Below are 26,261 nucleotides of genomic sequence, written 5' to 3'. Positions count from 1 at the left end.
CGGCACGCTGTTGAGTTCTCAAAGAACACGCGCACACCGCAGTCACATCAGCTTTACGCTGACTTACTTCCGGGGCTTGTGTTGCAAAGCTTATTTGGTCTCGCTGGCCGGTGTCAAATCGGCCTCTTAGAGGCTCTTTGTCTTCCGGCTTTTCGTCCCGCTCCGTTCCGGTGTTTCCCGGCCCGTTCTGCGCTGACTTGGAGAAGATTACACAGGCCCGTTTCGATCTCCAAATCGGGGGGTCACCTAAGCCCCGGAACCACCGCTGACCTGCACGTTCTCCACCTGGAAGACCGGATGGCGGTCAGCCTCGGCCTCGAACGCCGAGACCGGGTCACCGACGCGTGCGTCGAAGAAAGGCCTAGTCACCGGCTCCTTGCGCACATAAGCGGCCAGCACCGGCGCCGCAACGGCCGCGGAAACCTCCACCAAACGCACTTGACGTGACCTACGTCCCCTTCGCACGACGGCGAAGTCAGCAGCCCGTGCGTTGAGCACCCAGTCGCGAACGCCGTACGGCGCGACGAACCACTCCTGACCGTCATGGCGCATCAGCCGGATGGGGATCGTCCGCTCAACACCACTGCGCCGCCCACGGATGGACAGCAACACGTAGTAGGAGGGACCGACGCCGAGCTTCACGACGCCACTGATCACGACGTTGCCAACACGGCGGATGAGGGTCGAGCGGAAGGTTTTGGCCACAACGTCAATCATGGACCTCATGTTCGACGTGCTCGTGATCGGTGGCGGCCCAGCCGGCCGCGCCCTTGCTCGCGCCTGCGCACAGGAGGGACTCCACACGGCGATCGTCGACCGTCACCCGCACCGCACCTGGACAGCCACCTACGGCGCGTGGGCCGACGAGCTCCCACCACACACACCGGTGGCCGCCACAAGCACAGTGGTTCGCGCCTACGCGCGCGAGGAACACCTCATCCCCCGCACCTACGTCGTCCTGGACAACGCACGCCTTCACGAACTGCCGCACGACGTAACGGTGCTCCAACAACCAGCGCTCCAACAACCAGCAGAAGCGCGCTATACGTTCAACGCCACCGGCGCACGCAAGGGCCGTGCCGAACAAACGGCCGTGGGCACGGTCATCGAGTCAGACAGCACAGAGACCACGCTGATGGACTGGCGCAACGGCGACACGTTCCTCTACAAGGTCCCGCTCGGCGGCAACAAGCTCCTGGTCGAGGAGACCTGCCTGGCCAGACGCCCAGGCATGCCGCTCAGCGAACTACGCGCGAGGCTCCACACACGGCTAGAAGCAGGACCACAAGAGGAACGCGTCCGCTTCCCCCTAGACGCACCACGAGCAACAGACCGTGCGTTCGGCGCGGCAGCGGGCTTCATCCACCCGGCCACCGGCTACAGCGTCGCCACGTCGCTGGCCCTCGCGCCGAAAGTCGCCCAAGCCGTCAAGGCAGGCGAGGACCCCAAGCACGTCATCTGGTCCCGCAAGGCGCGCATCGTGCACGCCCTACGGCGGCGAGGCCTGGAAGCACTGCTCCGCATGGACGCCGACGAGACCAGGGACTTCTTCGAGCTCTTCTTCCAGCTCGACGGGGGACTGCAGCGCGCCTACCTCTCGGGCCGCGAGGACGTAAGGGGCACCGTCGCGGCCATGACCGCGCTGTTCCGCCGAGCGCCCTGGCGGCTACGCGTCAAGCTGATGCGTTAGACGTCCCAGCTCCACCCCAGCTGCGGTAATCGCTGCACCCGAGAGTGCGCCTGTCAGCGCGATTCCGATCACCTTCGCACCCGCTGCCATTGATCACTCCGTTCGCCCGGGCGTACAGCGCTCATCGGCAGCTGCCATCGCGCGTTTCCGCGAAACGGGCCTACCAACCGAACGGCGTATTCGTATTCCAAGCCGGCCGGGGCGAAACTCCCAGCGTGAGCGCCGGATCACCGAGCGCAGCCGTGCCATGGCGGATCGTCGCCAACCTCGTGAACAGCTGGTTAACCCTATTGGTGGGAGTCGTTCGCACCGGCACGATTTGAGATGTGCCCGCCTTGCTGGATGACGTCAGGTTCGCCTTCCAGCCGCTGTTCAACCTGAACACCGGGGGCGTCGTCGCGGTGGAGGCTCTGGCCCGGCCGCACGACGGCAGCGTGCAGGATCTGCTCCAGGCCGCCTTCCAGGCCGGCCTGCTGACCAATGCCGACGTCGGACTCGCTTGCCGCGCCGTTCGTTCCGCGGCCGATTTCGACCTCATGCTGCCGTTGCACGTCAACTTGCTGGCGATCACGGTGGCGGACAAGCCCGAGATCATGAGTCCGTTGTACGGGGCGTTGCGGGATGCCGGGCGGTCGCCCGACAGCATCGTCATCGAGGTGGGCGAGCCGTATTCGCGGGCCAACCGCGCGCGGCTGGCCCGGGGGATGCAGACGTTGCGGAACAACGGCTTTCGCATCGCGCTCGACTGCGTGGGCGAGGGTGACGTGCCGCTCGGGATGCTGACGAGCGCTTCGCCCGACTACATCAAGCTCGACCGCGAGATCGTCCGGACGTTGCCCGGTGACGCCGCGCGGGGTGCGTTGGTGAAGTCGTTGGTGCACCTGGGCGAGTACACGGGCAGTCAGGTCGTGGCCGAGGGGGTGGAGACCGAGGCTGAGCTGGCGTACCTGCGCAAGCTCGGGGTGGGGCACGCGCAGGGCAACATGCTCGCGCCCCCGCAGCGCAGGCCGGCGGTGAACGCCCGCATCGCGCCCGAGGCGGTCACGGAGACCGGGGAGATCCGCCGCAGCAACACGGGTCCGCGGATCACGGCGTTCCTGCACCCCGCCACGACGCTGCCGGAACATGCCACGAGCGAAGAGGTGCGCGAGGTTCTGGCGTCACAGCCGTCGGTCACGGGTGTGGTGCTGGTGGACGACGAGGGGCGGCCGAAGTGGTCAGTGGACCGCAACCGGTTCCTGCTCGCGGTGACCGGGCCGTACGGGCATGCGCTACACGCCAAGCGTGAGGCGGCGCGGCTCGCGGACAAGCCGCACGTGATCGGCACTGAGGCGTCCGCGCTCGATCTGCTGGACGTGGTGGCGCACGCGAACCGTGAGCGCACCAACGACGACCTCATCGTCGTGGACCACAACGAGCGGTGCATGGGTGTTGTGCGCGTTGCGGACGTTGTGCGCGGTGTTGCCGAGCTGAAGGTGGAGCAGGCGGCGGCGCTGAGCCCGCTGACGCGTCTGCCGGGCAGCGACGCGATCGCCAAGGAGGTCGAGCGGCGCATCGAGGTGCACGAGATCTTCGCGGTGTCGTGGCTCGACGTCGACAGCTTCAAGCTCGTGAACGACTCGGTCGGGTTCGCGGCAGGCGACGACCTGATCCGCGAGATCGGGCACGACCTGGCGGACCTCGCGCACGCGTTTCCCGGCGTGCAGGTCGGGCACGTCGGTGGCGACGACTTCCTGATTCTCGCCGGACTCGACGAGACGGTGCCGTTGTCCGCCCGTTTGCTCGACAAGTCGTACACGGCTGAAGGACGACACGTGACCCTCTCTCTTGCGACCCTTATCTGTGCTCCGGGGTCAGTGGGGTCGTATCGCGAGGTGTCGCGGTTGCTGGCACCAGTCAAGGAACACGCGAAGTCGCTCGCCGGGTCCAGCTGGGTGATGGGCCGGCCGGGCAGTGATCGACGCGATGTGCTGCGTGGTGTCGCGCAACGCGCGGTGAGTTAACAAGTACAACCGAACGCCTCCTGTGCGACGACCTGATCACTCATAGCATCGAGGTCGCTACTCAGCGCACAGGAGGTTCGGCGTGCACGTCGGCAGCAGAACTCAACCGGTACCCGCGCAACGCACGAGCATGGACGGCCTCCTGACCGTTGGCGTGGAAGAAGAATTCGTTCTCGTCGAAGCGTCCACCGGCCATTTGGCCAACCGTGCCAAGGAAGTGCTCGCCGGAGCGGACCGGTACGAGGTCGACCTGCAGCCGGAAATCGCGCAGTATCAGGTGGAATCGGCCAGCGGGATCTGCACGGACATGACCGCGTTGCGCGACGAACTCGCCGCCGCGCGCCGGGCGTTGATCGAACGGGCCGCGCGTCACGACGCCAGGCTCGCCGCGACCGGGACGCCGGTGCTGGGCCTGACGATGCCCACGCCGCTCACGAACTCCCCGCGCTACCACCGGATGGCGCAGGAGATGGGAGCGCTCACCAACGACCTCGCGATCTGCGGCTGCCACGTGCACATCGGGCTGCCGGACGACGAGTCGAAGATCTTCGTGAGCAACCACCTGCGGCCGTGGCTGCCGACGATTCTGGCGCTGGGCGCGAACTCCCCGTACTGGCTCGACGGCGACACCGGGTACGCGAGCTGGCGCTACGTCGTCTGGAACCGTTGGCCCACTTCGGGTGCGCCGCCGCACTTCGACTCCGCGGCCGAGTACTACTCGGCGCGGGAGGAGATCGTCGCGAGCGGCGCGGCGATGGACGCCGGGATGCTCTACTGGGACATCCGGCTCTCCGCCAACCATCCCACGCTCGAACTGCGGGTGTCCGACGTCGCGCCGACGGTCGAGGAGGCCGTCCTGATGGCCGCGCTGGTGCGGGCGATCGCCGCCACCGCGCTGAGTTCCGGCGCGACGCCCATCAAAGTCCCGCCGCACCTGCTGAAGGTCGCGATGTGGCGTGCCGCGCGCGACGGCCTGGCGGGGTTCGGCATCGACCCGGTCACCGGCGCGCCGACGCCCGCGTCCACGATCGCCGCGTCGTTGCTGCGCTGGGTGCGGCCGATGCTGGAGTTCGCCGGCGACTACGAAATGGTGACCGACGGCATCGACCGGTTGCTGCTCGACGGAACGGGCGCGGCGAGGCAGCGCAGGGCGTTCGCGCGGCGTGGCCGGCTGGACGACGTCGTGGGATTCCTGGTCGCGCAGACCGCGCCGGCCTGAAAGCCGGGCCGGTTCACTCGATCAGGTACATCTCGGGTCGACTTGGTGTGCCTCCAAGGCCGGATCCGGTAGGTAGTCCCCGTGGCCACCCCCATCTGGGCACCGGGAGTGAACGGTCCGGACAAACCCAACACCGCGCGGGTCAGGGACTACTGGCTCGGCGGCACCCGCAACACGGAGGCCGACCAGGAACTGGCGGCCCACCTCGTGTCCGCGGCACCGCACCTGCCGTATCTGTGCCGCACGCACCGCGCGTTCCTCGGCAGGGTCGTCAGAAGGCTGACCGCGCTGGGGATCCGTCAGTTCGTCGACCTCGGCTCCGGCCTGCCCACCGCGGGCAACGTGCACCTCGTCGCGCCGGACGCGCGCGTGGTGTACGTGGAGATCGACCCCGCGGTGGCGAGCGAGGGCCGTGAGATCGTCGCGGGCAACCCGCGCGTCTCGTACCTGTGCGCGGATCTCAGTCAACCGGAGAAGGTGCTGGAGTCGCAGGAGGTCCGCACGACGCTGGACCTGTCCGAGCCGGTCGCCGTGCTGGTGCTGGACGTGCTGCACTTCGTCCCGGACAGCGCCGAGCCGTACAAGGTGCTCGCCCAGTACATGGACGCGCTGGCGCCCGGCAGCTATCTCGGGCTCTCGCACACGTGCCGCGACCCGTTCATGCTGGCCGCCGTGGGGCTGTTCGGCGCGATGTACGAAGACCAGCCGTTGCCCGCGTTCACGTTCCGGTACCCGGAGCAGGTCGTGCAGTTCTTCGACGGCATGGAGATCCTCTCGCCCGGTGTGGTGCCGATTCCGTTGTGGGAACCGGATCCCGACGAGGTTCAGGACCGCAATCCGGAGAACTTCCAGGGATGCGGCGGCCTGGCCCGCAAGACCTAGGCGAGCAGAGGGATCGCGGCCAGCACGATCGTCGACACGACGGCCATCGACATGCCGTACCGCAGCTGCTGCCGGGCTGTCGGCAGGTCTCGCGCGAGCAGGAACGCCGAGCACGCCGCGACACCGACGGCCGCCCACAACAGCCCGAACCTGAACCACAATCCACCGCCGACCAGCAGCAGCCCGCCCACGGTCAGCTGCGTGGTCGCGTTGACCGCATGCCTTGTGCCGTACACGACAGCGGGCGTCCTCGACCCGACTCGGGCGTCCCCCACGCGATCCGGCACCGCCCACCAGAGCGCCCGGCCGGTCGCGAGAGCGGCGACACCGGAGAAGACGAGCCACACCGCCGGGTCCGCCTGTCCCCCGGCCGCCGCGTAGGCGGTGATGCTCGGCAACAGCCCGGCGGCGATCGCCAGCACCACCGGACCGGAATAGCCACGCCGTTTCAACCTGATCGGCTCGAGGTTGTACGCCAGGTACAGCACCAGGATCAGCCCGACGCCGACCGCGACCCGCCACGACACCGCGATCGCCAGCGCCTCGGCGAAGATCATCTCGAAGATCGCCAGCGCGAGCACCTTCTTCGCGCCGATCTCCCGCACCGCCTGCGCCAGATGGCGTTTCTCCGCGGTGTGGATGTCGTTGCGGAGGTCGGCGTAGGCGTTGAGCGGGTTGCCGGAGATGATCGCGACGAAGTTCGCGAGCACCGCGATCACCACGGCGAGGTCGAATCTCGTCGCGTAGCAGGCACCCCAGGCGGCGCAGCACGCGTAGTGCGCGCCGAAGGGGTGTTCCAGTCGATGGAGGTAGGTCAACGCCGGCAAGTGGCCACCATCGCGAGGCTCGGCGGCGGCGCCATCGCGGCGCCCCGCAGCTGGGGTGAGCGGGGGTCGGGGACGCTGAGCCGGATCCGCCGGTGCCGCAGCAGAGCTCTCACGATCGTGCGGATCTCCAGCAGCGCCAGGTCCTTGCCTGGGCAGTGCCGCACTCCCCCGCCGAACGGGAAGAACGCGCCGGGCGGTGGTGGTTTTCTGGCCGGGTCGAAGACGTGCGGGTGTTCGTAGGTCGCGGCCCGGCGGTGGGCCAGGTAGATGCTCGGGGTGAGCACCATGCCGTCGTCGCTCATCCGGTTCCCGGCGAGCGTCGCGGGCGGGGACAGCCGCAGCGACTCCATGATCGTGGCGTCGAGCAGGTCCCCGTCGTCGAGCACCCGCTCGGCCAGGCCTGGTGTCCGCTCGATCCAGAACACGGTCCACGCCGTTGCCGACGCAGTGGTTTCGTGGCCGGCGAACAGCAGTGAGACGACCTGGTCGCGCAGGTCCTCGGGTGGCAGGCAGGCGGCCAGCGCGGGTGGTTCGGCGGTGCTAGCGCGGTGCAGGAGTTTCCGGTCGAGTTCCGGGTCGAACCTGGTGGTGCCGGGCGTCAGGTAGCGGTGCGCGAGGGTGCGGACGCGGCTGCCGAGGCGGCGGTCGAGCCAGCGCGTGAACGCGGCGAGCAGCTCATCGTCGTCCACCCCGAAGACGATGCGGCCGGTGATCTTCAGCGTGACCTGGCGAGTCCACGCCGCGAGGCCGACGGGATCGCTCGGCAGCTCGGCGACAGAGCGTTCGACCAGCTCGGCGACCAACGCCTGATATCTGTTGCCGCGCAACATGGGTGCGAGCGTGCGGCGATAGGCGGTGTGCTCGGCGCCGTCGAGCCACAGCACGGAACGGTTGCCCAGCAACGGACTCAGCGTGCGGCTCGGCGGGTGCCGCAGGTGACGGTCGTTGCGGAACAGCGCGGCCATCACGTCCGGGTGCCAGACGAGCCAGCGCCGGTCCCGCAGCTTGACCAGGCCGTCCTCGAAGTTCTCCACCGAGTCGAGGAACGGGATCAGCCGCAGCGCGAACCTCAGCTCGGTGCGGTTCATCGGGACACCGCGCACGCGAGGTGCAGCGCCGCCATGCCTTCCGCCTGCACGATTCTCGTTGGGGTGTAAAGGTCTTTGTCGTGCCACAGCGGCGGATGCAGGCGGTCTCCCCACTCGTGCATGAACCTCGCACCGCGGCCCATGGCCTGGCTGACGTCCTGCCGGGACCACGACAGGATTCGGATGGCGTACGCGGTCTCCTCGTACGTGCCTTCCCATCGGCCCCACGAGCCGTCACGGCGTTGCGTCGCCAGCACCCAGTCGGCCGCCTTTTCGTTGCCGTGCAGGGCGTTCGTCACGCACGCGGTCGCGTAGTAGGGCGACGCGTGCCACTTGTCGAGCCAGTAGCCACCGGGTTGCTGCATGTCGCGCAACCACTCCTCGAGCTGCCGGTCGTGGCCGAGCGCCTGCAACGCGTGGGCGTTCGTGCTGGTCGACGGTGTGCGCTCGTTCGGGAAACAGGCGAAGTGGCGGGCTTCGCGGTACCGGTCGAGGGCATCAGTCGGGCGAGGGCTGTCGCACAACGCGAGCGCGTGCAGTGCGGTGGCGGTGTCGTCGGCGTCAGCGGGGAGTCCTGGTCCGCCGGCCGCGCCGGCCTCGGTGAACGCGGCCATGAGCCGGTAGGCCATCGCGTCCGGCACGTCGAGGCCCGCGGATTTCAGGGCGACGATGATCCACGACCGTTCGAACAACGGGACCGGCACTCCCGCGGGCACCGGTCCGCCGTGCCGGTGCTGGACGGCCTCCAGGTAGTCGAGGCCGTCCCCCGGTCTGGGGCCCTGCAGCTGGACGGCGGTCGCGGCGGGGCTCGCGGCGACGATGCCGCCGACCGCTCCGACCTCGGGGCGCGGGCCGAAGATCTCCAGGGTGTGCCAGAGCTTCTCCGGCAGCGGGCGTTGTCTGAGGACGTGCAACGGGCGTGGGTCCAGTGGCGTGCGCAGGCCGAGTCTCTCCGCGAGCGCGGGCACGATGAGCTCGACCGCGACCGTGTCCGGCAGCTTGAGCGGACGGATGAGCAGCTTGCGGAGTGCTTCGAGACCTCGGCGCGCTGCTGGATGCCGGCCGAGCGCGTCGACCGCGCTGAGCGTCGGGACCAGCGCGTATTCACCGGGTCCGCCCCACGTGCCGTCAGCGTGCTGAGTGTCGAGGAGGTAGCGGATTCGGGCGTGGTGGCCCTTCAGCCAGGGTGCGAGTGCGACGAGTCTGCCGGTCTCGTACACGGACGGTGTGACGCCGCTCAAGGGATCGTCGGCCAGTTGCGCTAACAGGCTCATCGCGGCCCCCGGAGATAGCAACTGCGTAACCCTACGACCACAGAGAGTAGCACTCTGCGTCATCCGGCCCGCAAGGCTCTAGGCCGTTCAGCGGACCACCCTGCCGAGTGGTTTAGCGAGGCGGATGCCGAGGAACGCGAAACCACGCCTGAGCCTCAGATCGGCTGGGGCGCTTCCTTGAGGCCGGAGAAGACGGCAGCGATCAAACGCCTGCCTTGGGTCACGCCCTCGTCGTTGTTCGGGACGCGCCACAGGAAGCTCATGAGCATGATGATGTCCGCCGGGTCATGGCCGGGGGCGATGACACCCTCGGCCACACAGGCGTCGACGAGCTTCGTCACCGCCGCGGTGGCCGGCGCCCAGGAAGCGCTGATCAGCTCCTGCGCCGCGGCGCTGTGCAACGCGTCGCCGAGGCCGTGCTTGATGCGGATGTAGGCCGACAGCGTCTCGAACCACTCGATGAACGCGGCCTTGGCCGAGGAGTGGCGTGCCAGCACCTCGTCGGCGGCGACCGTCAGACGTTCGATGTCGTGTTGGTAGGCCGCCAGGATCAGATCCTCGCGGGTCGGGAAGTGGCGGTACAGCGTCCCCGCACCGACGCCAGCGCGCTTGGCAACCTCGCTCAGCGGCACGAGGGGGTTGTCCGCGAACAGCTCGTGAGCAGCCTCGATGATCGCGACACGGTTGCGCGCGGCGGCCTTGCGCTGCGTGCCGTAGGTGCTCGGCGTCTCGTCGGTCATGGATCAATGATGCCCTCCGATTGACTCGCGGAGGATCCTCCGCTAGTTTGACGAGCACTTGCGGAGGATCCTCCGCAAGTTCGGCCTCTCGGAAGGCACCCTCCATGCTTTATGTGAAGCTCGGGTCCACGGGCCTCGACGTCTCGCCCGTCGCCATCGGCGCTATGACCTACGGCGATCCCGGGCGCGGCCACCCCGTCTGGTCCCTCGGTGAGGACGACGCCCGCCCCCTGATCAAGCACGCCTTGGACGCGGGCATCAACTTCTTCGACACCGCGAACATGTACTCGAACGGCTCCAGCGAGGAGATCCTCGGCCGCGCGCTGCACGACTTCGCGAACCGCGACGACGTGGTGATCGCGACCAAGCTGCGCCACCCCATGCGCCCCGGGCCGAACGGGAAAGGACTGTCCCGCAAGGCGATCATGACCGAGGTCGACCATTCCCTGCGCCGGCTCGGCACCGACCACATCGACCTCTACCAAGTGCACCGCAACGACCACACGACGCCGCTGGAGGAGACCCTCGAAGCGCTGCACGACGTGGTCAAGGCCGGCAAGGTGCGGTACCTCGGCGCGTCGTCGATGTTCGCCTGGGAGTTCGCGAAGGCCCTGCACCTGCAGAAGCTGCACGGCTGGACCCGCTTCGCATCGATGCAGAACCACTACAACCTGCTCGCGCGTGAGGAAGAACGCGAGATGATCCCGCTCTGCCTGGACGAGGGAGTCGGCACCATCATCTGGAGCCCGCTCGCCCGCGGCCGGCTGGCCCGCGGCTGGGACGACGCGAGGTCCACCGCGCGTTCCGACACCGACGGCTCCTACGCCGACCTGCTCTACTCGCCGGAGCAGGAAGCCTCGAATCGCGCCATCGTCGACGCCGTCGGCGAGGTCGCGGCAGCGCACGGCGTGAGCCGGGCGTCCATCGCCCTGGCCTGGCTGCATCGTCAGCCGGTCGTCACCGCCCCGCTGGTCGGGGCCAGGTCGACCGAGCAGATCGACGACTCGATCGCGTCACTGGACGTCGAACTCACCGACGACGACATGCGCGCCCTCGCCTCCCCTTACACGCCGCGCCACGACTGGCAGGGAGTCTCCGACGAGGCGACGATGAACGCGATCCGCGCCCGTGTCCCTGGAATGGCACTGGCGTGAGGCCGATCGTCCACTCCGGCCCCGCTGCCCGCGCCGGAGCAGTCCTGATCTTCCTCGGTCCGCTGGTCTCGTGGGTGGCGGAGCTCATCACGGCGGCGGCCTGGCAGGAGCCTCACTACTCGCCGTTGCACAACTGGGTCAGCCACCTGGGTCTGACCGGCCCGAGCCAGGTCGCGTTCGGACAGGTCGGAAACTCCCCGCTGGGGGTCGTCATGGACGCCGGCTGGGTCATCTACGGCGCGATGCTCATCGTCGGCGCGTTGCTCACCTTCGATCTGCGCAGGGGTCCGCGGCCGATCGCGATCGTCGCGCTGGCGATCCTGTCCGGTGTCGGCGTGTCCCTCGTGGGGATCTTCCAGGGGTCCAACGAGAACGTCGCGAACGGACTGATCGCCTTCCACACGCTCGGCGCGCAAAGCGTGATGGTCGCCGGAAACCTCATGACGATCGTCGTCGGAGCCAGTGGTGCGCGGATCGGTCTGAGCCGTGGCCGCGGCATCGCGGGCATCGTGCTGGGAGTCGCCGGCCTGGTCGCGTTCCCGGCCTTCATGGCCAACGCGCTCACCGGCTGGTTGTGGAACATCGGGCTGTTCGAGCGTGCCGTGATCTACCCGATCATGATCGGCCACGTGCTCCTCGGCAGCGCCCTCGTCCTCGCCCGGCGCCGGCAACAGGTCGCCGCACCGCTCATCGCCAGCACCCTGAGGAGTCACGCATGACAACCACCCTCGTCACCGGCGGGTCCGGATTCATCGGCAGCTGGTGCGCCCTGACTCTGCTGCAGGCCGGTCACGACGTGCGCACGACGGTCCGCGACCTCGGACGGGAGCCCGCACTCCGGGCGCAGCTGCACGCCGCGGCGGACTTCGACGACACGCGCCTGACCGTCGTCCGCGCCGACCTGCAGACCGACGACGGATGGGAGGACGCGGCCGCGGCGTGCGACCACGTCCTGCACGTCGCGTCGCCCACACTGCGCAACGCGCCCGAAAGCGAGGAATCGATGATCACGGCTGCCCGCGACGGCGTCCTGCGCGTCCTGCGGGCGGCGCGTGCCGCCCGCGTGCGCCGCGTCGTGCTCACCAGCTCGTTCGGTGCCGTCGGTTACGGGCACCCGCGCCGTTCGGCGCCGTTCAGCGAGGAGGACTGGACGAACGTCGACGGCGGCATCCCGTCGTACCAGAAGTCGAAAACCCTGGCCGAACGCGCCGCCTGGCAGTTCGTCGAGACCGAGGGCGACGGCCTGGAACTGTCCGCCGTGCACCCGGTCACGGTGATCGGCCCGGCTCTGGGCCCGGACGACGCGCCCTCCCTGCGCATCGTTCGCGGCATGCTCAACGGGGACCTCCCCGCCTGCCCGCCGCTCGGCACCGGCTGGGTCGACGTGCGGGACGTCGCCGACCTGCATCTGCGGGCGATGACCGATCCCGCCGCGGCCGGCGAACGGTTCCTGGCCACCGCGGGCCGCAGCCTGAGGGTGGTGGAGATCGCGCGGATCCTGCGGGCACGGCTCGGTGAGCGGGCCGCGAAAGCTCCCACACGCGAGATCCCACTGGCGCTCGCCCGCGCCCTGAGCGTGGTCAACCCGCAGCTGCGAGCGTTGCGTCCGCAGCTGGGGCGAGACTTCGACGCGACCAGCGCCAAGCCGAACGAATGCTGGGGTGGCGGCCACGTCCGATCGAGGACACCGTCGCCGACACCGCCGAGTACCTGCTCGCTCACAACACACTCGTGCGGTCCGTCGGCGCGGCCGGCTGACACCGTGCTCGAGATTGGTCGTCTGACCAGGGTTCGAACCTGGGACCCTCTGCTTGTAAGGCAGACGCTCTCCCACTGAGCTACCAGACGTTGGTCGTCCCGCCAGGATTTGAACCTGGGACCTACCGCGTATCAGACGGACGCTCTCACCGGACTGAGCTACGGGACGGGTGGAAGACGAGGGTGTCGAACCCTCCAGGGCGATCTTGCAAGGATCACCTGCGCGCCGGCGCGTCCCCCGATTCAGTTGTGCAGTGCCGCGGGCAGGATTCGAACCTGCACTGGACGCGTTCTGAGCGCGTTGCCTCTTCCGTTGGGCTACCGGGGCGTGCGGATCCAGGGATTCGAACCCTGACTGTCATGGCCCTCAACCATGTGCCTCTACCAGTTGGGCTAGATCCACGCGGAGCGGCCGGAGGGCATCGAACCCTCTGCTTCGGTTTGGAAGACCGACGTGTCCGCCGAGTTCACCACGACCGCATTGTTTTCGAGCAGCACCGATGGAAGGAGTCGAACCCTCGGGAAACGGGTTTGGAATCCGTTCCGCTTCCAAAGCTCATCGGCATTGGCGCAGGACAAAAAGAAAACCGCCCAGGTTTCCCGTGGGCGGCTCCGAGGTCATGACCTGGGGATCAGGTCATGGCGTGGAGCCCCACGCCACCGCCAGCAGACCGCCAGCGATGAGGGCGAGAATTCGCCATCCCGCGAGCTGTGCGTTGGCAAGCATGTCTTCCTCCGGTTGATCTCTGTCGTTCGTGATGACACCAAGCTAGGTGAGCGGCGGAGGGTGTCGCAACGCATTTAATCGAGTTTCGCGAAGTGTCCAGACAGTGGATCCCAGTGGAGGAACCGCCCTTCGGGCGGCCCCTCCACGACATGATCAACGCATCACAGGAAGGTGGCTCTCGCGGCCTCGAGACGGAGCGACTTACCGACGGTGCCCGCCGTCCTGTACTGGCCGGCGATGACGCAGGCGTAGCCCTGCCACCCGGTGTTCTGGACGTGCGCCTCGTTGCAGGAGGTCTGGGCGGTGCTGCCGAACTTGAACGCCTCCATCTGACGGTTCTGGCCGGTCGTGCCGACCGCGAACTCCCGCGCGTCGTCCTCGCAGACGAAGGCTCCCCACCCGATGTCCTTGCTGTGCGCCTGGGCACACGTCCTGCCGCTGGTGTTGTGAGCGACGATCAGGATGGCTTCGAGGCTCCGGGACTGGCCCACGGTCCCAGCCTCAGCCCAGTCCCCGTCGTCGCTGCAGTCCACGGCTTGCCAACCGACGCCCTGCACGTGCCCGGCGAAGCACACGACGGGACCGGCCGAGGTGCTGAAGACCGGGAAGGCGGGACGGGTCCGCCACGCTTCGGCACTGATTCCGGGAGGCGGCTTTTCGATATCGGCGTTCGCGGGTGCAGCCAGCACGCCGACAAACGCGAGAATGGTCGTTAAATAGACAGCGACACGGGTCCCTACCTGCACGATGCGTCTCCCCCAGGTGTCGTGACGGCACGGAGGGCAGGCGAGAATAAACCTTCAGAAATGAAGGTGAGAACCGGAAGCCCCCCAGGCCGACTGGCATCATCAACCATTCCAGGTGTACCCAGGATCGTCACTAGCGCTTTCGGCCTAAAAGCAAAACGGCGCGCACCCCGCAGGGTGCGCGCCGTTTGCAAGCGAACAAATCAGACGGTGAAGCCCAGCGCGCGCAGCTGCTCGCGGCCGTCGTCGGTGATCTTCTCCGGGCCCCACGGCGGCATCCACACCCAGTTGATGCGGAAGTCCGCCACGAGGCCGCCGCTCCCGCCGCCGGTGAGGGCGGCGCGGGTCTGGTCCTCGATGACGTCGGTCAGCGGGCAGGCCGCCGAGGTGAGCGTCATGTCGATGGTGGCGACGTTCTTCTCGTCGACGTGGATGTCGTAGACGAGGCCGAGGTCGACGACGTTGATGCCGAGCTCGGGGTCCACGACGTCGCGCATCGCTTCTTCGAGGTCGTCGAGCGCGGCGACGTCAGCCTTGGGCTCGAAGACCGGCATGCCTTCGGCTCCCCGGACGACTTCTTCGGTGCTCATGCTGCTCCCTGGCTTCGTGCTACTGCGTCTTTGAAGGCCATCCAGCCCAGCAACGCGCACTTCACGCGCGCCGGGTACTTCGCGACTCCGGCGAAAGCGATGCCGTCCTCGAGGACGTCCTCGTCCGGCTCCACCTTGCCGCGGCCCTGCATGAGTTCGACGAACGCGTCCATCTTCTTGAACGCCTCACCCACGGGCTTACCCACGACGAGGTCCGTCAACACCGACGTCGAGGCCTGGCTGATCGAGCAGCCCTGGCCGTCGTACGAGACATCCTTGACCACGTCGTCGACCACGTGGACCCGCAGCGTCACCTCGTCGCCGCAGGTCGGGTTGACCTGGAACGACTCGGCGTCGAACGGGTCGCGCAGGCCTCGGCCGTGCGGGTTCTTGTAGTGGTCCAGGATGATCTCCTGGTACATCTGCTGGAGCTGCATCTCAGGCCACCCCGAAGAACTTCTGCGCCTCGCGGACGCCGTCGACCAGTGCGTCGACCTCGTCCAGCGTGTTGTACAGGTAGAACGTCGCGCGCACCGACGACTGGGCGTTCAGGCAGCGGTGCAGCGGCCACGCGCAGTGATGACCCACGCGGACGGCGATGCCCAGGCTGTCGAGCACCTGGCCGGCGTCGTGCGGGTGGACGCCCTCGATCTCGAACGGCACGGCGCCGCCCCGGTCGACCGCGTCCTGCGGGCCGATCAGGCGAACACCGGGGATCGCGGACAATCCCTCCAGCGCGGCAACGGTCAGCGCGTGCTCGTGAGCGTTGATCCGCTCCATGCCGACGACGCTCAGGTAGTCCACCGCGGCACCCAGGCCCACGGCCTGGGACGTCATCGGCGAACCGGCCTCGAAGCGCTGCGGCGGCGGCGCGAACGTCGAGCCCTCCATCTTCACCAGCTCGATCATCGAGCCGCCGGTGATGAAGGGAGGCAACGCCTCCAGCAGCTCACGACGTCCATAAAGGACACCGATGCCGGACGGGCCGAGCATCTTGTGGCCGGAGAACGACGCGAAGTCGACACCCAGCTCGCGGAAGTCGACCGGGCTGTGCGGAACGGACTGGCACGCGTCCAGCACGGTCAGCGCGCCGACCTTCTGCGCGGCCGCGACGAGCACCGAGACCGGGTTGATCACGCCGGTCACGTTCGACTGGTGCGTGAACGCGACGACCTTGGTGCGCGGCGTGATCACGCTGTCCACATCGGACAGGTCGAGACGACCGTCCTGCGTGAGCTGGAACCACTTGAGCGTCGCGCCGGTGCGGGCAGCGAGCTGCTGCCACGGCACGAGGTTCGCGTGGTGCTCCATCTCGGTCACGACGATCTCGTCGCCGGGACCCACGACGAAGCGTGCGGCCTCGGGACCCGACGTCGCGGCGTTGCCCATCGCGTACGCCACGAGGTTGAAGCCCTCGGTGGCGTTCTTGGTGAACACCAGCTCGCCGAAGTCGGCGCCGACGAAGTCCGCGATGCGCTGACGCGCACCCTCGTACGCGTCGGTCGCTTCCTCCGCGAGCTGGTGAGCACCCCTGTGCACAGCGGCGTTGTGCTGCTGCAGGAAAGCTTTTTCCGCGTCCAGAACCTGCGTCGGGCGTTGCGAGGTGGCGCCGGAGTCCAGGTAGACCAGGCGCTTCCCGTCACGAACGGTGCGAGACAGGATCGGGAAGTCCGCTCGGAGAGCGGTTACGTCCAATGGTGCTGCGGTGGTGGTCACAGCGCCTCCTCTCAACACCTGCAACGCTATGAAAGGGCTGCGGCTTCCTTGGATCCGGTGTACTTCACGTAACCCTCGGCCTCGAGCTGGTTCGCGAGCTCGGGACCACCGGACTCGACGATCCGGCCACCGGCGAACACGTGCACGAAGTCCGGGGAGATGTACTTGAGGATCCGGGTGTAGTGCGTGATCAGCATGACGCCGACCTCACCGGAGGCCTTGTAGCGGTTGACGCCCTCGGACACGACGCGCAGGGCGTCGACGTCCAGACCGGAGTCGGTCTCGTCGAGGATCGCGATCTTCGGCTGGAGCAGGCCCAGCTGCAGGATCTCGTGGCGCTTCTTCTCGCCGCCGGAGAAGCCCTCGTTCACCGAACGCTCGGCGAAGGCCGGGTCGATGTCGAGCTCGGCCATCGCACCCTTGACCTCCTTCACCCAGTGGCGGAGGTTCGGGGCCTCGCCGCGGACGGCGGTGGCGGCGGTGCGCAGGAAGTTCGACATCGAGACGCCGGGAACCTCGACCGGGTACTGCATCGCGAGGAAGAGGCCCGCGCGGGCGCGCTCGTCGACGGACATCTCCAGGACGTCCTCACCGTCGAGCGTGACGGTGCCCGAGGTGATCGTGTACTTCGGGTGACCGGCGATCGCGTAGGACAGCGTGGACTTGCCGGAGCCGTTGGGGCCCATGATGGCGTGGGTCTCGCCGGCCTTGATCGTCAGGTCGACGCCCTTGAGGATCTCCTTGGGAGCGTCCTCGCTGACGACCGAGACGTGCAGGTCCTTGATCTCAAGGGTGGCCATGACTCGTACTTCTCCTGGTGGTCTAACTAGAAGTCAGTTCGTGGTGACGGTGACGTCGACGAAAACATCGCCGTCACGGATGTCGACGGCGTAGACGTCGACCGGTTCGGTGGCGGGCGGCGAGGAGGGTTTGCCGGTCTCCAGGTCGAAGCACGACCCGTGCAACCAGCACTCGATTCCCTTGCGGGAAACGTCACCCTCGCTCAGCGACACCGCGGCGTGCGAACACAGATCAGCGAGCGCGTGCACCCGCTCGCCGTCGCGGACCAGCACTACGTCGACGTCGTCGACGCTGGCAGCGAACGGCTTGCGGTCGTCCAAGGAGGACAGTGCACACACCTTGATCACGTGCCGACCGCCTCGAGCTCTGCCTCGATGGCGGCCTCGAGACGCTCGCGCACCTCGGGGACGGCGATCTTCGCGATCAGCTCCTGGAAGAAGCCGCGCACGACGAGACGCCGTGCCTGCTCCTCCGGAATGCCGCGCGCCTGCAGGTAGAACAGCTGCTCGTCGTCGAACCGGCCGGTGGCGCTGGCGTGGCCCGCGCCCTCGATCTCGCCGGTTTCGATCTCCAGGTTCGGCACCGAGTCGGCGCGCGCGCCGTCGGTCAGGATCAGGTTCCGGTTCAGCTCGAACGTCTCGGTGCCCTCGGCCGCCGCGCGGATCAGCACGTCGCCGATCCACACGGTGTGCGCGCCCTCGCCCTGCAACGCGCCCTTGTAGACGACGTTGCTGCGGCAGTTGGGCTGCCCGTGGTCGATGAACGGCCGGTGCTCCTGGTGCTGTCCCGCGTCCGCGAAGTACAGACCGAACAGCTCCGCGTCGCCGCCGCGGCCCGCGTACTGCACGACCGGGGTGACCCGGACGACGTCGCCGCCCAGCGTCACGACCGTGTGCCGCAGGGTCGCGTCACGACCGAGCTTCATGTGGTGCTGCGAGACGTGCACGGCGTCGTCGGCCCAGTCGTGGATGGTGATCACCGTGAGGTGAGCACCGTCCGCGACGAGGAACTCGATGTTGTCCGCGTACGCGCCGGAACCGCGGAAGTCCAGGATCACGGTGCCCTCGGCGAACTGCGAGGCCTTGACCTGGATGTGGCCGTAGGCGACGGCACCGACGCCCGCGCCGGTCACCGTGACGGTGGTCGGCTCGGACTTCGCGTCACCGGGCAGCGTCACGATCGTGGCGTTCTCGAAGGACGAGTACGCCTGCGCCGCGACGCGGTCACCGGGAACGCCGGCGGTGCCGAGCCGCGAGTCGTCACGACCCACGGTCTCGACGGTGACGCCTTCGGAGGCCTTCACCTCGACGGCAGCGGAACCCGTTGCCGCAGCGCCGGAGTGCAGACCGGCAAGACGCTTGAGAGGTGTGAAGCGCCAGATCTCCTCACGGCCGCCCGGTACCTCGAACGCGTCCACGTCGTAGGACGTGAAATGCGCCGCGCGCGAGGAAACCGGAACGACAGCTCCGTGGGAGTGAGGTTGAGTCGACAGGGCGGCCATGTCAGCCGACGGCCCCTTCCATCTGCAGTTCGATCAGGCGGTTGAGTTCGAGGGCGTACTCCATGGGGAGCTCGCGCGCGATGGGCTCGACGAACCCGCGCACGATCATCGCCATGGCCTCGTCCTCGTTCAGGCCGCGCGACATCAGGTAGAACAGCTGGTCCTCGGAGACCTTCGAGACCGTGGCCTCGTGACCCATCTGCACGTCGTCCTCGCGGACGTCGACGTACGGGTAGGTGTCCGAGCGGCTGATGGTGTCGACCAGCAGCGCGTCGCACTTCACCGTGGACTTCGAGTGGTGCGCCCGCTTGTTGACCTGGACCAGGCCGCGGTACGACGTGCGGCCACCGCCACGCGCCACCGACTTCGAGATGATCGTCGAAGAGGTGTGCGGTGCCATGTGGACCATCTTGGCGCCGGCGTCCTGGTGCTGGCCCTCGCCCGCGAACGCGATCGAGAGGACCTCGCCCTTGGCGTGCTCGCCCATCAGGAAGACGGCCGGGTACTTCATGGTCACCTTGGAGCCGATGTTGCCGTCGACCCACTCCATGGTCGCGCCCTCTTCTGCCTTGGCGCGCTTGGTGACCAGGTTGTAGACGTTGTTCGACCAGTTCTGGATCGTCGTGTAGCGGCAGCGGCCGCCCTTCTTCACGATGATCTCGACCACGGCCGAGTGCAGCGAGTCCGAGGAGTAGATCGGCGCCGTGCAGCCCTCGACGTAGTGCACGTAGGCACCCTCGTCGACGATGATCAGCGTGCGCTCGAACTGGCCCATGTTCTCGGTGTTGATCCGGAAGTAGGCCTGCAGCGGGATGTCCACGTGGACACCCTTCGGCACGTAGATGAACGAGCCGCCGGACCACGTCGCGGCGTTGAGCGCCGAGAACTTGTTGTCACCCGCGGGGATGACGGAGCCGAAGTACTCCTTGAAGAGCTCCGGCTGCTCCTTCAGAGCGGTGTCGGTGTCGAGGAAGAGGACACCCTGCTGCTCCAGGTCCTCGCGGATCTGGTGGTAGACCACCTCGGACTCGTACTGGGCGGCGACACCCGCGACGAGGCGCTGCTTCTCCGCCTCCGGGATGCCCAGGCGGTCGTAGGTGTTCTTGATGTCCTCTGGCAGGTCCTCCCAGCTGGTGGCCTGCTTCTCGGTCGATCGCACGAAGTACTTGATCGAGTCGAAGTCGATCCCAGAGAGGTCAGCGCCCCAGCTCGGCATCGGCTTGAGGTCGAAGAGCTTGAGCGCCTTCAACCGGTACTCGAGCATCCACTCGGGCTCGCTCTTCTTCGCCGAGATGTCGCGGACGACGTCCTCGCTGAGGCCTCGGCGGGCGCTCGCGCCGGCAGTGTCCGAGTCGGCCCAGCCGAACTCGTAGTTGCCGAGAGACGCGATGGTCTCTTCCTGCGTGAGCGGAGACTGCACCGTGGTGGGCGTGCGCTGCTCGGCAGCGGCAGTCATGCGGGCTCCCCTCCATCATCTGGGATGAGCTTTCCGGCAGAGCCGGTTTGAACGTTCGGGATGTGCGTCGTGCACACGGCGTGGCCGCGGGCGATCGTCGCGAGGCGCTGCACGTGGGTTCCGAGGAGATTCGCGAACGTCTCCGTCTCGGTCTCGCACAGCTGGGGGAACTCGGCGGCAACGTGGGCGACCGGGCAGTGGTGCTGGCACAACTGCTCGCCCGTACCCACATTTCGCGCCGCCGCAGCGTAGCCCTCCCTGGTCAACGCGGTCGCAAGGGCCTTGGCCCGTTCGGCGGGCGTGACCTGGGCCACGATCGTCGAGCGATGACCGTCCACGAGTGCGTCGACCCGACTTTGCGCAAAGGCGCGCACTGCCTCTTCCCCACCCGTCTGGGCGAGGAACCTGAGGGCGGCGACCGCGAGGTCGTCGTAGGCGTGGCCGAACCGGGCGCGTCCGGCGTCAGTCAGGAGGAAGAGCTTCGCGGGACGGCCACGACCACGTTGGGTCTGCCGCGGTGCGTCCCTGGTCGTCGCCTCGCCGTCCGCGAGCAGTCCGTCGATGTGACGACGTACCGCCGTGGGGCTGATGCCCAGTTCCTCGGCGATACCCGCCGCGGTGACCGGGCCCTGCTCCAGAAGGAGCCTGGCGACAGCACGCCGAGTCTTGCCGTCGTGCTGCGGCACGGCGTCAAGGTAGCTCTCGGCGTTTTTCACAACACCAGTGTTGCGTATTTAGCCGGAGGTAGCAAAGATCGCGGTCACAGGGTGACCTGACTCACGGCTGAGTCGGGCTAGATACTCTCCTGACATGCCCACCAACGGCGGAGTAGTGACTCCGGAGAGCGACCTCTTGAACGGTCGAGAGCGTCGTCAGCTGGACATCGTCCGCCGCTGGGGCACCATCGGCGCCCTGCTCCTGACCGTGGGATCCCTCGGCGGAGGCGCCGCGCCCATCTACTCGCCGCTGTACGGAGTGCCTGTTCTCGGGCTTTTCTCGAGGATGCCCAGTGTCGCGATGGGGGTCGTCTGGACCGGCATCTTCATGATCGTGTCGGCCTGGCTGGCGCTGGGCCGGTTCGTGCGTCCCGGCAGACCGAGGCTCGTCTCACGGAGCCAGATGGACCGCACGCTGCTCATGTGGACCGTTCCGCTGGTCTTCTGCGTGCCGATGTTCTCCCGCGACGTCTACTCGTACCTGGCGCAGAGCGAGATCGCGGCGCGCGGCCTCGACCCGTACGTCCTGGGCCCGGCCAACGCGCTGGGCGTCGACCACATCCTCACGCGCGGTGTGCCGAACATCTGGCGTGAGACGCCCGCGCCGTACGGGCCGCTGTTCCTCGCGTTCGGCCGGGTCACCGCGATGATCACCGGCGATCACGTCGTGTCCGGCGTGTTCGTGCACCGGCTGCTGGTGCTGTGCGGCCTGGCGATGATCGTGTGGGCTCTTCCGCGGTTGGCCGCACGCTTCGGGGTGCCGCCGGTCGGCGCGTTGTGGCTGGGCGCTTTGAACCCGTTGGTGCTGTTCCACATCGTCATCGGCGTGCACAACGACGGTCTCGCGCTCGGCCTGATGCTGGTCGGCCTGGAGCTGGCGATGCGCGGGCTGGAACCGTTGCGATGGTCGTGGATCACGCTGGGCGCGGCCATAATCGTGTGCGGCGCGATGGTGAAGATCCCCGCCCTGGCCGCGCTCGGGTTCCTCGGCGTGATGGTGGCGCGAAAACTCGGCGGGCAGCTGAAACACCTGGCTTTGGTGGCCGGGGTGATGGCGGCGATAGCCGGGGTCGGGATCGTGGCGATCTGTCTCGGCACGGGGTTCGGGTTCGGCTGGATCGAGACGCTGAACGTGGCCTCGACGGTGAAGTCGTGGATGTCGCCGCCGACCGCGCTGGGCTTCCTGGGCGCGGGCACCGGGATCATGCTCGGGCTGGGCAACCACACCGAGTCGATGATCGCGCTGACCCGCATGCTCGGCCAGGCCACCTACGTGGTGATCACCGTGGGCCTGCTGTGGCGCAGCTTCAAGGGCCGGATCAAGGCGATGAACGGCCTGGGCGCGGCACTCGGCGCGATCCTGGTGCTCGGCCCGGTGCTGCAACCCTGGTACGTGCTGTGGGCGGCGATTCCGCTGGCCACAGCCGTGGTCGGGCCGAAGTTCCGGATGTTCGCCATGGTGACCTCTGCGGTCATCGCGGTGATCCTGCCGCCCACCGGGTCGGCCTTCGACGGGCGGGCGTACACGGTGCCGCAGGCCGTGGCCGGGGCGGTGATCACGTTCGCGATCTGCGTGCTGATCGCGCGCAAGCGGGTGGGGCAGTTCCTCAAGTCCGACCCCGCGTGATGGAGCAATCGGGTCAGTAACCACAACCCTTCGGCGGACGACCCTGTAATCAAGGGGGAAGATCGAACGCCGGAGGGGGTGGTGCGACGTGACCGGGAAACCCATGTCGCGGGAAGAGGTCCGGTTCGCCGTGGTGCTCAACGGCGGCGTCAGCCTGGCCGTCTGGATGGGCGGCGTGGTGCTGGAGCTGGACCGGCTGACCAGGGCGGGAACCACGTACCAGCCGTTGCTGGACCTGGTCGGCTGCACGGCGCGGGCGGACGTCATCTCCGGCACGTCGGCGGGTGGCATCAACGGGGCCGCGCTGGCGTTGTCGCAGGTCAACAAGCAGGCCGACCTGAGCAGGCTCCGAGATCTGTGGGCCGAGCAGGGGCGGATGGAGCAGCTGCTCAGGACGCCGTTCCGCGGTGAGCCGGCGTCGCTGCTCAAGGGCGACGAGTTCTTCCTCCCGCGACTTCAGGAAGCGCTGGCGCGGCTGACCAGCGACTTCGAGCCCACCGAGGCCTACGAGCGCCCGATCGACCTGCGCATCACGACCACGCTGCTGGGTGGCGTCCCGACCATCACCTACGACGATCTGGGCCAGCCGCTGACCCAGTCGGTGCACCAGGGCTCGTTCTCGTTCCGGCGCGACCCGTACACCTGGGTCAGCGAGCAGACCAGGGACGACTTCACACCCGCGACGCTGAACGACCGCGTGCAGCAGCTCGCGCTGGCGGCGCGGAGCAGTGCCAGCTTCCCGTTCGCGTTCGAGCCGAGCTTCATTCCGGTCGGTGGCCAGGCGTCACCGGACCGGCCGGACATGGCGGACGTCGCGAGCTGGGCCAACGGCGGCGATCGCAGCAGGTTCGCGGTCGACGGCGGGGTCCTGGTGAACACGCCCACGAAGGAAGCCCTCGAGGCCATCGACCGCATGCCCGCGGACGGGCCGGTGCGGCGGGTCATGCTGCTGGTCTTCCCGCACGCCGAGCCGCTGGGTTCGGAGCCGGTCGCGGACACCCTCGGCAAGGGGCTGACGACGGTCGGGTCCGGGGCCAGGCTGCTCGGCGCGATGTCCAGCCAGGCCAACCGCACGTACGTGGAGAAGATCGAGGAGCACAACCGGCGCGCGGCCAGCAGCCGGGGTGGGCGGATGGCGTTGCTGGAACGCCTGCACACCAACGACGACGACGTGGTCGACGAGGTCTATTCGTTGGCGGACAAGCTCTTCGGGCACTACGAGGACGTCGAGATCCGGCTCGCGGCCCGGCAGGTGACCACCCAGCAGTTCACCGTTCCCGGCGGCAATCCCTGCAACTGGTCGTTCGAACGGGCCCGGCGCGCGGCGGAGACGGCGCAGCGCAAGTGGAAGAAGCAGCTGGGGGTGCTCCCGTACGTTCCCGGTGTGCGGCTGCCCGCGCCGGTGTGCCGCGAGGACGTCGGCTGGGAGTGGGGCATCACGATGGCCGAACGCCTCGGGGCGTCGGCACTCGACCTGCTCAAGCGGCTGGTGTGGGTGGCGCCGGACGGCAGTGCGGACAAGATCGCCGAGGCACGCCGCGAGCTGCACCAGGTGCGGGCGGAACTGCGCCGGCTGCGGGAGGAGCTCTTCGCGTGGAAGCCGTCCGACTCGCTCGGTGAGACGTACTGGACCGGCCGGCTCGCGAGCTACCACGAGCACATGATCGACGGGCACCTCGGTCTGGAGGTCAAGGCGCAGGTCGCAGAGATCGGCCGGATCGTCGGCGAGGCCCAGGAAGTGATCAACGCCCTCGACCCGCACCGGCTCGAGCTCGGCGGGCTCGCGCCGTGGAAGGCGTTGCTCGGCCCCGAGACCACGGGCGAGGCGGGGCTGCGGCCGAACGAACGGTGGCTGAGCCGGCTGCTCGCACTGGAGATCGCCGGCACCTGCCTGTCCGACGACGCGTCGACCGGGCTGGACACGCCGGTCGAGCTGGTGCAGGTGTCGCTGCAGACGCGCAACGCGTTCGCCCAGCAGTCGATCACCGCCGACGACAAGGCCGGCGGGGCGTCGCTGTCGCGGTTCTCCGGGTTCCTCAAGCGGTCGTGGCGGGTCAACGACTGGATCTGGGGCCGCCTCGACGGCGCCACGATGCTGTGCCGGGTGCTGTTCGACCCGCGCAGGCTGCGCCGGATGGACACCCTCGGACGGCCGGAAGGCGATCAGCGCACGCCGGAGGAACGCGCTGCGGCCGTGGTCGACGAGGTCGTCGAGGCGATGTTCGGGCTGGAGCTGCCGATCAAGGTGGCGGCGTGCGCCGAAGAAGCCAAGAACGAACTCGCGGGCATCTACAAGGCAGAGGGCGAGCTGTCGCCGTCGTCGATGAAGCTCGCCGAACTGGCCGCGTGGGGCCTGCACTGGCGGATCATCTGCGAGGAGCTGCCGAGGCTCCGCGCGGCGATCATCGCCGACCGCGGCGACGGTGCGGACGCGCGCTCACGCGGTGAGCTGTTCCTCGAGGAGCACGCGGACCTGTTGCGGCGCCTGGAATATCCCGAGGAGCACACGGTCACGACGGGCATGGCCGCGCTCAACGCCTTCGACCGCGCCGGGATCGGCCGCGAGCCCCTCACCCAGGAGGCCGCGTCGGACCAGATGATCCGCACGGCCGCCACCGCTGCGGCCGTCGCGGTCACGGTCGCCGACTCCGAACGGTCAGGGCTCGCCGCGGTCCGCCCGGTGACTCGCGTGATGCGTGGAGCGGCACTCCTCCCCTACTGGACGATCACCGGTCTCACCAGAGGCGGCAGACTCGCGCAGTTCCTGGGACTTCTCGGCCTCGCGGTCGGCGGCGCCCTGGTCGTGATGGCGCTGTTCGGCATGCTGCCGGCGTGGGCGGCCGGGCCGGGCGCGGCGATCGGTGCCGCCAGCCTGCTCGCCGCTTTCGGTTACGCGGCACTGCGTTCCGGCACCATGCTGCACGGTTTGGTGCTGCTGTCGCCGGTGCTTCCGTTGGTGGCCATCGCCGTCGACAGACTTCCCGGCGATCGCTCGCAGATCACCACCGGCACGGTCACGGTGGCCGGAGTCGCCCTGGTCGTCACCGCCCTGCTGGTCCTCGGTTCGCTACCCGCGCCGATCCGCACACCGCTCGCGGTGCTGGCCGACTTCAAGCCGTTGCGGATCATCAGGCGCCGCTGGAAGAAGGTGGCCGTGGTGCTGGCCGCCGCGGGCCTGGTCTGGGCGGTCTGGCAGTTCGAGCTGCACACCAAGCCGTGGCTGGTGATCCCGACCTCGGTCCTCTGTGGAGCGTTCGGCATCTGGATGGCGTTGTCCGGCGGCAAGTCGCTGCAACGCTGGCGCCGCGTCGAAGGCGTCTGGGGCACCGAACGCGCCGAACCACCGGCCGCCGCGACCGCGGGCTGGGCCGTGGTCTACGGCGTCGTCTACCTGGCGATCGCCGACGTGCTGCTGATCATCGGGCCGCGCGGCTGGGGCTGGCAGGCGGTGATCGGCACGGCGCTGGTGTTCGGCCTGACGCTGCTGCTGATCACGTCCTGGTACGTGCCGCGACTGGAACGCAGGAGGATCCGCGAGCAGCTGGTCAGCGAGGCGATCCCGGCGATCTACCCGGACGGCTCCGACATCGCGCAGACGCTGCACGAACGGCTGGAGGGCCACGCGTCGCTGTACCGGTTCCTCATCAAGGGAGAGGGTGAGCATCCCTCGAAGCTCACCCTCTCCCACACCGGACTCGTTGTCGCGCAACGGATCGAACAGAAGCTGCGGCAGCGGACGGGGTGAT

22 protein-coding genes, 5 tRNA genes and 1 pseudogene are annotated in these 26,261 nt (G+C 68.3%); 9 read left to right on the top strand and 19 right to left on the bottom strand.

Annotated elements, in window-relative coordinates; translation table 11 throughout:
• Positions 1-246: 246 nt before the first annotated feature.
• On the bottom strand, positions 247-717 hold the full coding sequence (locus ACWGE0_RS42590; protein WP_452266560.1) for a nitroreductase/quinone reductase family protein: 471 nt from the start codon (positions 715-717) through the stop codon (positions 247-249).
• On the opposite strand from ACWGE0_RS42590, the gene ACWGE0_RS42585 reads away from it, so the two are divergent.
• From ACWGE0_RS42585 to ACWGE0_RS42570, 4 genes are all read left to right on the top strand, one after another.
• Positions 716-1,690, top strand: a complete 975-nt coding sequence (locus ACWGE0_RS42585) for a lycopene cyclase family protein (protein ID WP_452266559.1) — start codon at positions 716-718, stop codon at positions 1,688-1,690. The two genes, ACWGE0_RS42590 and ACWGE0_RS42585, sit on opposite strands and share 2 nt — an antisense overlap.
• Before the next feature lie 326 nt (positions 1,691-2,016).
• A complete protein-coding gene (locus tag ACWGE0_RS42580; protein WP_452266558.1) occupies positions 2,017-3,693 on the top strand; it encodes a GGDEF domain-containing protein in 1,677 nt (558 codons plus the stop codon).
• A 130-nt stretch (positions 3,694-3,823) separates the two neighbouring features.
• Positions 3,824-4,912: a carboxylate-amine ligase gene (locus ACWGE0_RS42575; RefSeq protein ID WP_452266557.1), complete on the top strand. Its 1,089-nt coding sequence runs from the start codon at positions 3,824-3,826 to the stop codon at positions 4,910-4,912.
• 81 nt (positions 4,913-4,993) lie between these two features.
• The gene (locus tag ACWGE0_RS42570) at positions 4,994-5,794 is read left to right on the top strand and encodes an SAM-dependent methyltransferase (RefSeq protein WP_452266556.1); all 801 of its coding nucleotides are present in this window, start codon (positions 4,994-4,996) and stop codon (positions 5,792-5,794) included.
• Here the strand turns inward: ACWGE0_RS42570 and ACWGE0_RS42565 are convergent.
• The 4 genes from ACWGE0_RS42565 to ACWGE0_RS42550 all read right to left on the bottom strand — a co-directional run bounded on the left by ACWGE0_RS42565 (position 5,791) and on the right by ACWGE0_RS42550 (position 9,723).
• The gene (locus ACWGE0_RS42565) at positions 5,791-6,621 is read right to left on the bottom strand and encodes a UbiA prenyltransferase family protein (RefSeq protein ID WP_452266555.1); all 831 of its coding nucleotides are present in this window, start codon (positions 6,619-6,621) and stop codon (positions 5,791-5,793) included. The two genes, ACWGE0_RS42570 and ACWGE0_RS42565, sit on opposite strands and share 4 nt — an antisense overlap.
• Positions 6,609-7,709, bottom strand: a complete 1,101-nt coding sequence (locus ACWGE0_RS42560) for a cytochrome P450 (RefSeq protein ID WP_452266554.1) — start codon at positions 7,707-7,709, stop codon at positions 6,609-6,611. Before ACWGE0_RS42560 ends, ACWGE0_RS42565 begins: the two co-directional genes overlap by 13 nt.
• Positions 7,706-8,983 (bottom strand): hypothetical protein, encoded by a 1,278-nt coding sequence (locus ACWGE0_RS42555; RefSeq protein ID WP_452266553.1) that lies wholly within the window; start codon positions 8,981-8,983, stop codon positions 7,706-7,708. The genes ACWGE0_RS42560 and ACWGE0_RS42555 overlap by 4 nt, the downstream gene beginning before the upstream one ends.
• Before the next feature lie 155 nt (positions 8,984-9,138).
• A complete protein-coding gene (locus ACWGE0_RS42550) occupies positions 9,139-9,723 on the bottom strand; it encodes a TetR/AcrR family transcriptional regulator (protein WP_452266552.1) in 585 nt (194 codons plus the stop codon).
• Positions 9,724-9,827: 104 nt separating this feature from the next.
• On the opposite strand from ACWGE0_RS42550, the gene ACWGE0_RS42545 reads away from it, so the two are divergent.
• The 3 genes and pseudogenes from ACWGE0_RS42545 to ACWGE0_RS42535 all read left to right on the top strand — a co-directional run.
• Positions 9,828-10,877: an aldo/keto reductase gene (locus ACWGE0_RS42545; protein ID WP_452266551.1), complete on the top strand. Its 1,050-nt coding sequence runs from the start codon at positions 9,828-9,830 to the stop codon at positions 10,875-10,877.
• Positions 10,874-11,596 carry a DUF998 domain-containing protein gene (locus ACWGE0_RS42540; protein WP_452266550.1) on the top strand — a complete coding sequence of 241 codons (723 nt, stop codon included), beginning with the start codon at positions 10,874-10,876 and terminating at the stop codon, positions 11,594-11,596. The genes ACWGE0_RS42545 and ACWGE0_RS42540 overlap by 4 nt, the downstream gene beginning before the upstream one ends.
• Positions 11,593-12,255, top strand: a pseudogene (locus ACWGE0_RS42535) (NAD-dependent epimerase/dehydratase family protein); the annotation flags it as partial. The gene ACWGE0_RS42540 and the pseudogene ACWGE0_RS42535, both read left to right, overlap by 4 nt.
• 395 nt (positions 12,256-12,650) lie before the next feature.
• Here the strand turns inward: ACWGE0_RS42535 and ACWGE0_RS42530 are convergent.
• The 14 genes from ACWGE0_RS42530 to ACWGE0_RS42465 all read right to left on the bottom strand — a co-directional run bounded on the left by ACWGE0_RS42530 (position 12,651) and on the right by ACWGE0_RS42465 (position 20,888).
• A tRNA-Val gene (locus tag ACWGE0_RS42530) sits at positions 12,651-12,725 on the bottom strand.
• 1 nt (position 12,726) lies between these two features.
• Positions 12,727-12,804, bottom strand: a tRNA-Ile gene (locus tag ACWGE0_RS42525).
• An 86-nt stretch (positions 12,805-12,890) separates the two neighbouring features.
• Positions 12,891-12,963 (bottom strand) — tRNA-Leu (locus ACWGE0_RS42520).
• 1 nt (position 12,964) lies between these two features.
• Positions 12,965-13,038, bottom strand: a tRNA-Leu gene (locus ACWGE0_RS42515).
• A 4-nt stretch (positions 13,039-13,042) separates the two neighbouring features.
• Positions 13,043-13,115, bottom strand: a tRNA-Gly gene (locus ACWGE0_RS42510).
• 408 nt (positions 13,116-13,523) lie between these two features.
• Positions 13,524-14,051 carry a hypothetical protein gene (locus ACWGE0_RS42505; protein ID WP_452266549.1) on the bottom strand — a complete coding sequence of 176 codons (528 nt, stop codon included), beginning with the start codon at positions 14,049-14,051 and terminating at the stop codon, positions 13,524-13,526.
• A 260-nt stretch (positions 14,052-14,311) separates the two neighbouring features.
• Positions 14,312-14,698, bottom strand: a complete 387-nt coding sequence (locus ACWGE0_RS42500; protein WP_093601376.1) for a metal-sulfur cluster assembly factor — start codon at positions 14,696-14,698, stop codon at positions 14,312-14,314.
• Entirely contained in the window at positions 14,695-15,135 is a 441-nt protein-coding gene (gene sufU / locus ACWGE0_RS42495; protein WP_452266548.1) for a Fe-S cluster assembly sulfur transfer protein SufU, read from the bottom strand. The genes ACWGE0_RS42500 and sufU overlap by 4 nt, the downstream gene beginning before the upstream one ends.
• 1 nt (position 15,136) lies before the next feature.
• Entirely contained in the window at positions 15,137-16,414 is a 1,278-nt protein-coding gene (locus ACWGE0_RS42490) for a cysteine desulfurase (RefSeq protein ID WP_452266547.1), read from the bottom strand.
• Between the two features lie 26 nt (positions 16,415-16,440).
• Entirely contained in the window at positions 16,441-17,214 is a 774-nt protein-coding gene (gene sufC / locus ACWGE0_RS42485; RefSeq protein ID WP_452266546.1) for a Fe-S cluster assembly ATPase SufC, read from the bottom strand.
• 33 nt (positions 17,215-17,247) lie between these two features.
• Positions 17,248-17,562 carry a non-heme iron oxygenase ferredoxin subunit gene (locus ACWGE0_RS42480; protein WP_319971158.1) on the bottom strand — a complete coding sequence of 105 codons (315 nt, stop codon included), beginning with the start codon at positions 17,560-17,562 and terminating at the stop codon, positions 17,248-17,250.
• Positions 17,559-18,716, bottom strand: coding sequence for a Fe-S cluster assembly protein SufD (gene sufD, locus ACWGE0_RS42475; RefSeq protein ID WP_452266545.1), 1,158 nt, complete (start codon positions 18,714-18,716; stop codon positions 17,559-17,561). The genes ACWGE0_RS42480 and sufD overlap by 4 nt, the downstream gene beginning before the upstream one ends.
• A 1-nt stretch (position 18,717) precedes the next feature.
• Positions 18,718-20,172 (bottom strand): Fe-S cluster assembly protein SufB, encoded by a 1,455-nt coding sequence (gene sufB / locus ACWGE0_RS42470; RefSeq protein ID WP_402912694.1) that lies wholly within the window; start codon positions 20,170-20,172, stop codon positions 18,718-18,720.
• Positions 20,169-20,888 (bottom strand): helix-turn-helix transcriptional regulator, encoded by a 720-nt coding sequence (locus tag ACWGE0_RS42465; RefSeq protein ID WP_452266544.1) that lies wholly within the window; start codon positions 20,886-20,888, stop codon positions 20,169-20,171. Before ACWGE0_RS42465 ends, sufB begins: the two co-directional genes overlap by 4 nt.
• A gap of 94 nt (positions 20,889-20,982) precedes the next feature.
• Here ACWGE0_RS42465 and mptB point away from each other — a divergent pair, with 94 nt between their 5' ends.
• Entirely contained in the window at positions 20,983-22,515 is a 1,533-nt protein-coding gene (mptB, locus tag ACWGE0_RS42460) for a polyprenol phosphomannose-dependent alpha 1,6 mannosyltransferase MptB (protein WP_452266543.1), read from the top strand.
• Positions 22,516-22,603: 88 nt separating this feature from the next.
• On the top strand, positions 22,604-26,260 hold the full coding sequence (locus ACWGE0_RS42455; RefSeq protein WP_452266542.1) for a patatin-like protein: 3,657 nt from the start codon (positions 22,604-22,606) through the stop codon (positions 26,258-26,260).
• Position 26,261 lies beyond the last annotated feature (1 nt).

It is taken from the genome of Lentzea sp. NPDC054927, from assembly GCF_053610285.1.
The sequence above is the reverse complement of the archived record's forward strand: the minus strand, read 5'-3'. Positions and strand labels throughout refer to the sequence as shown.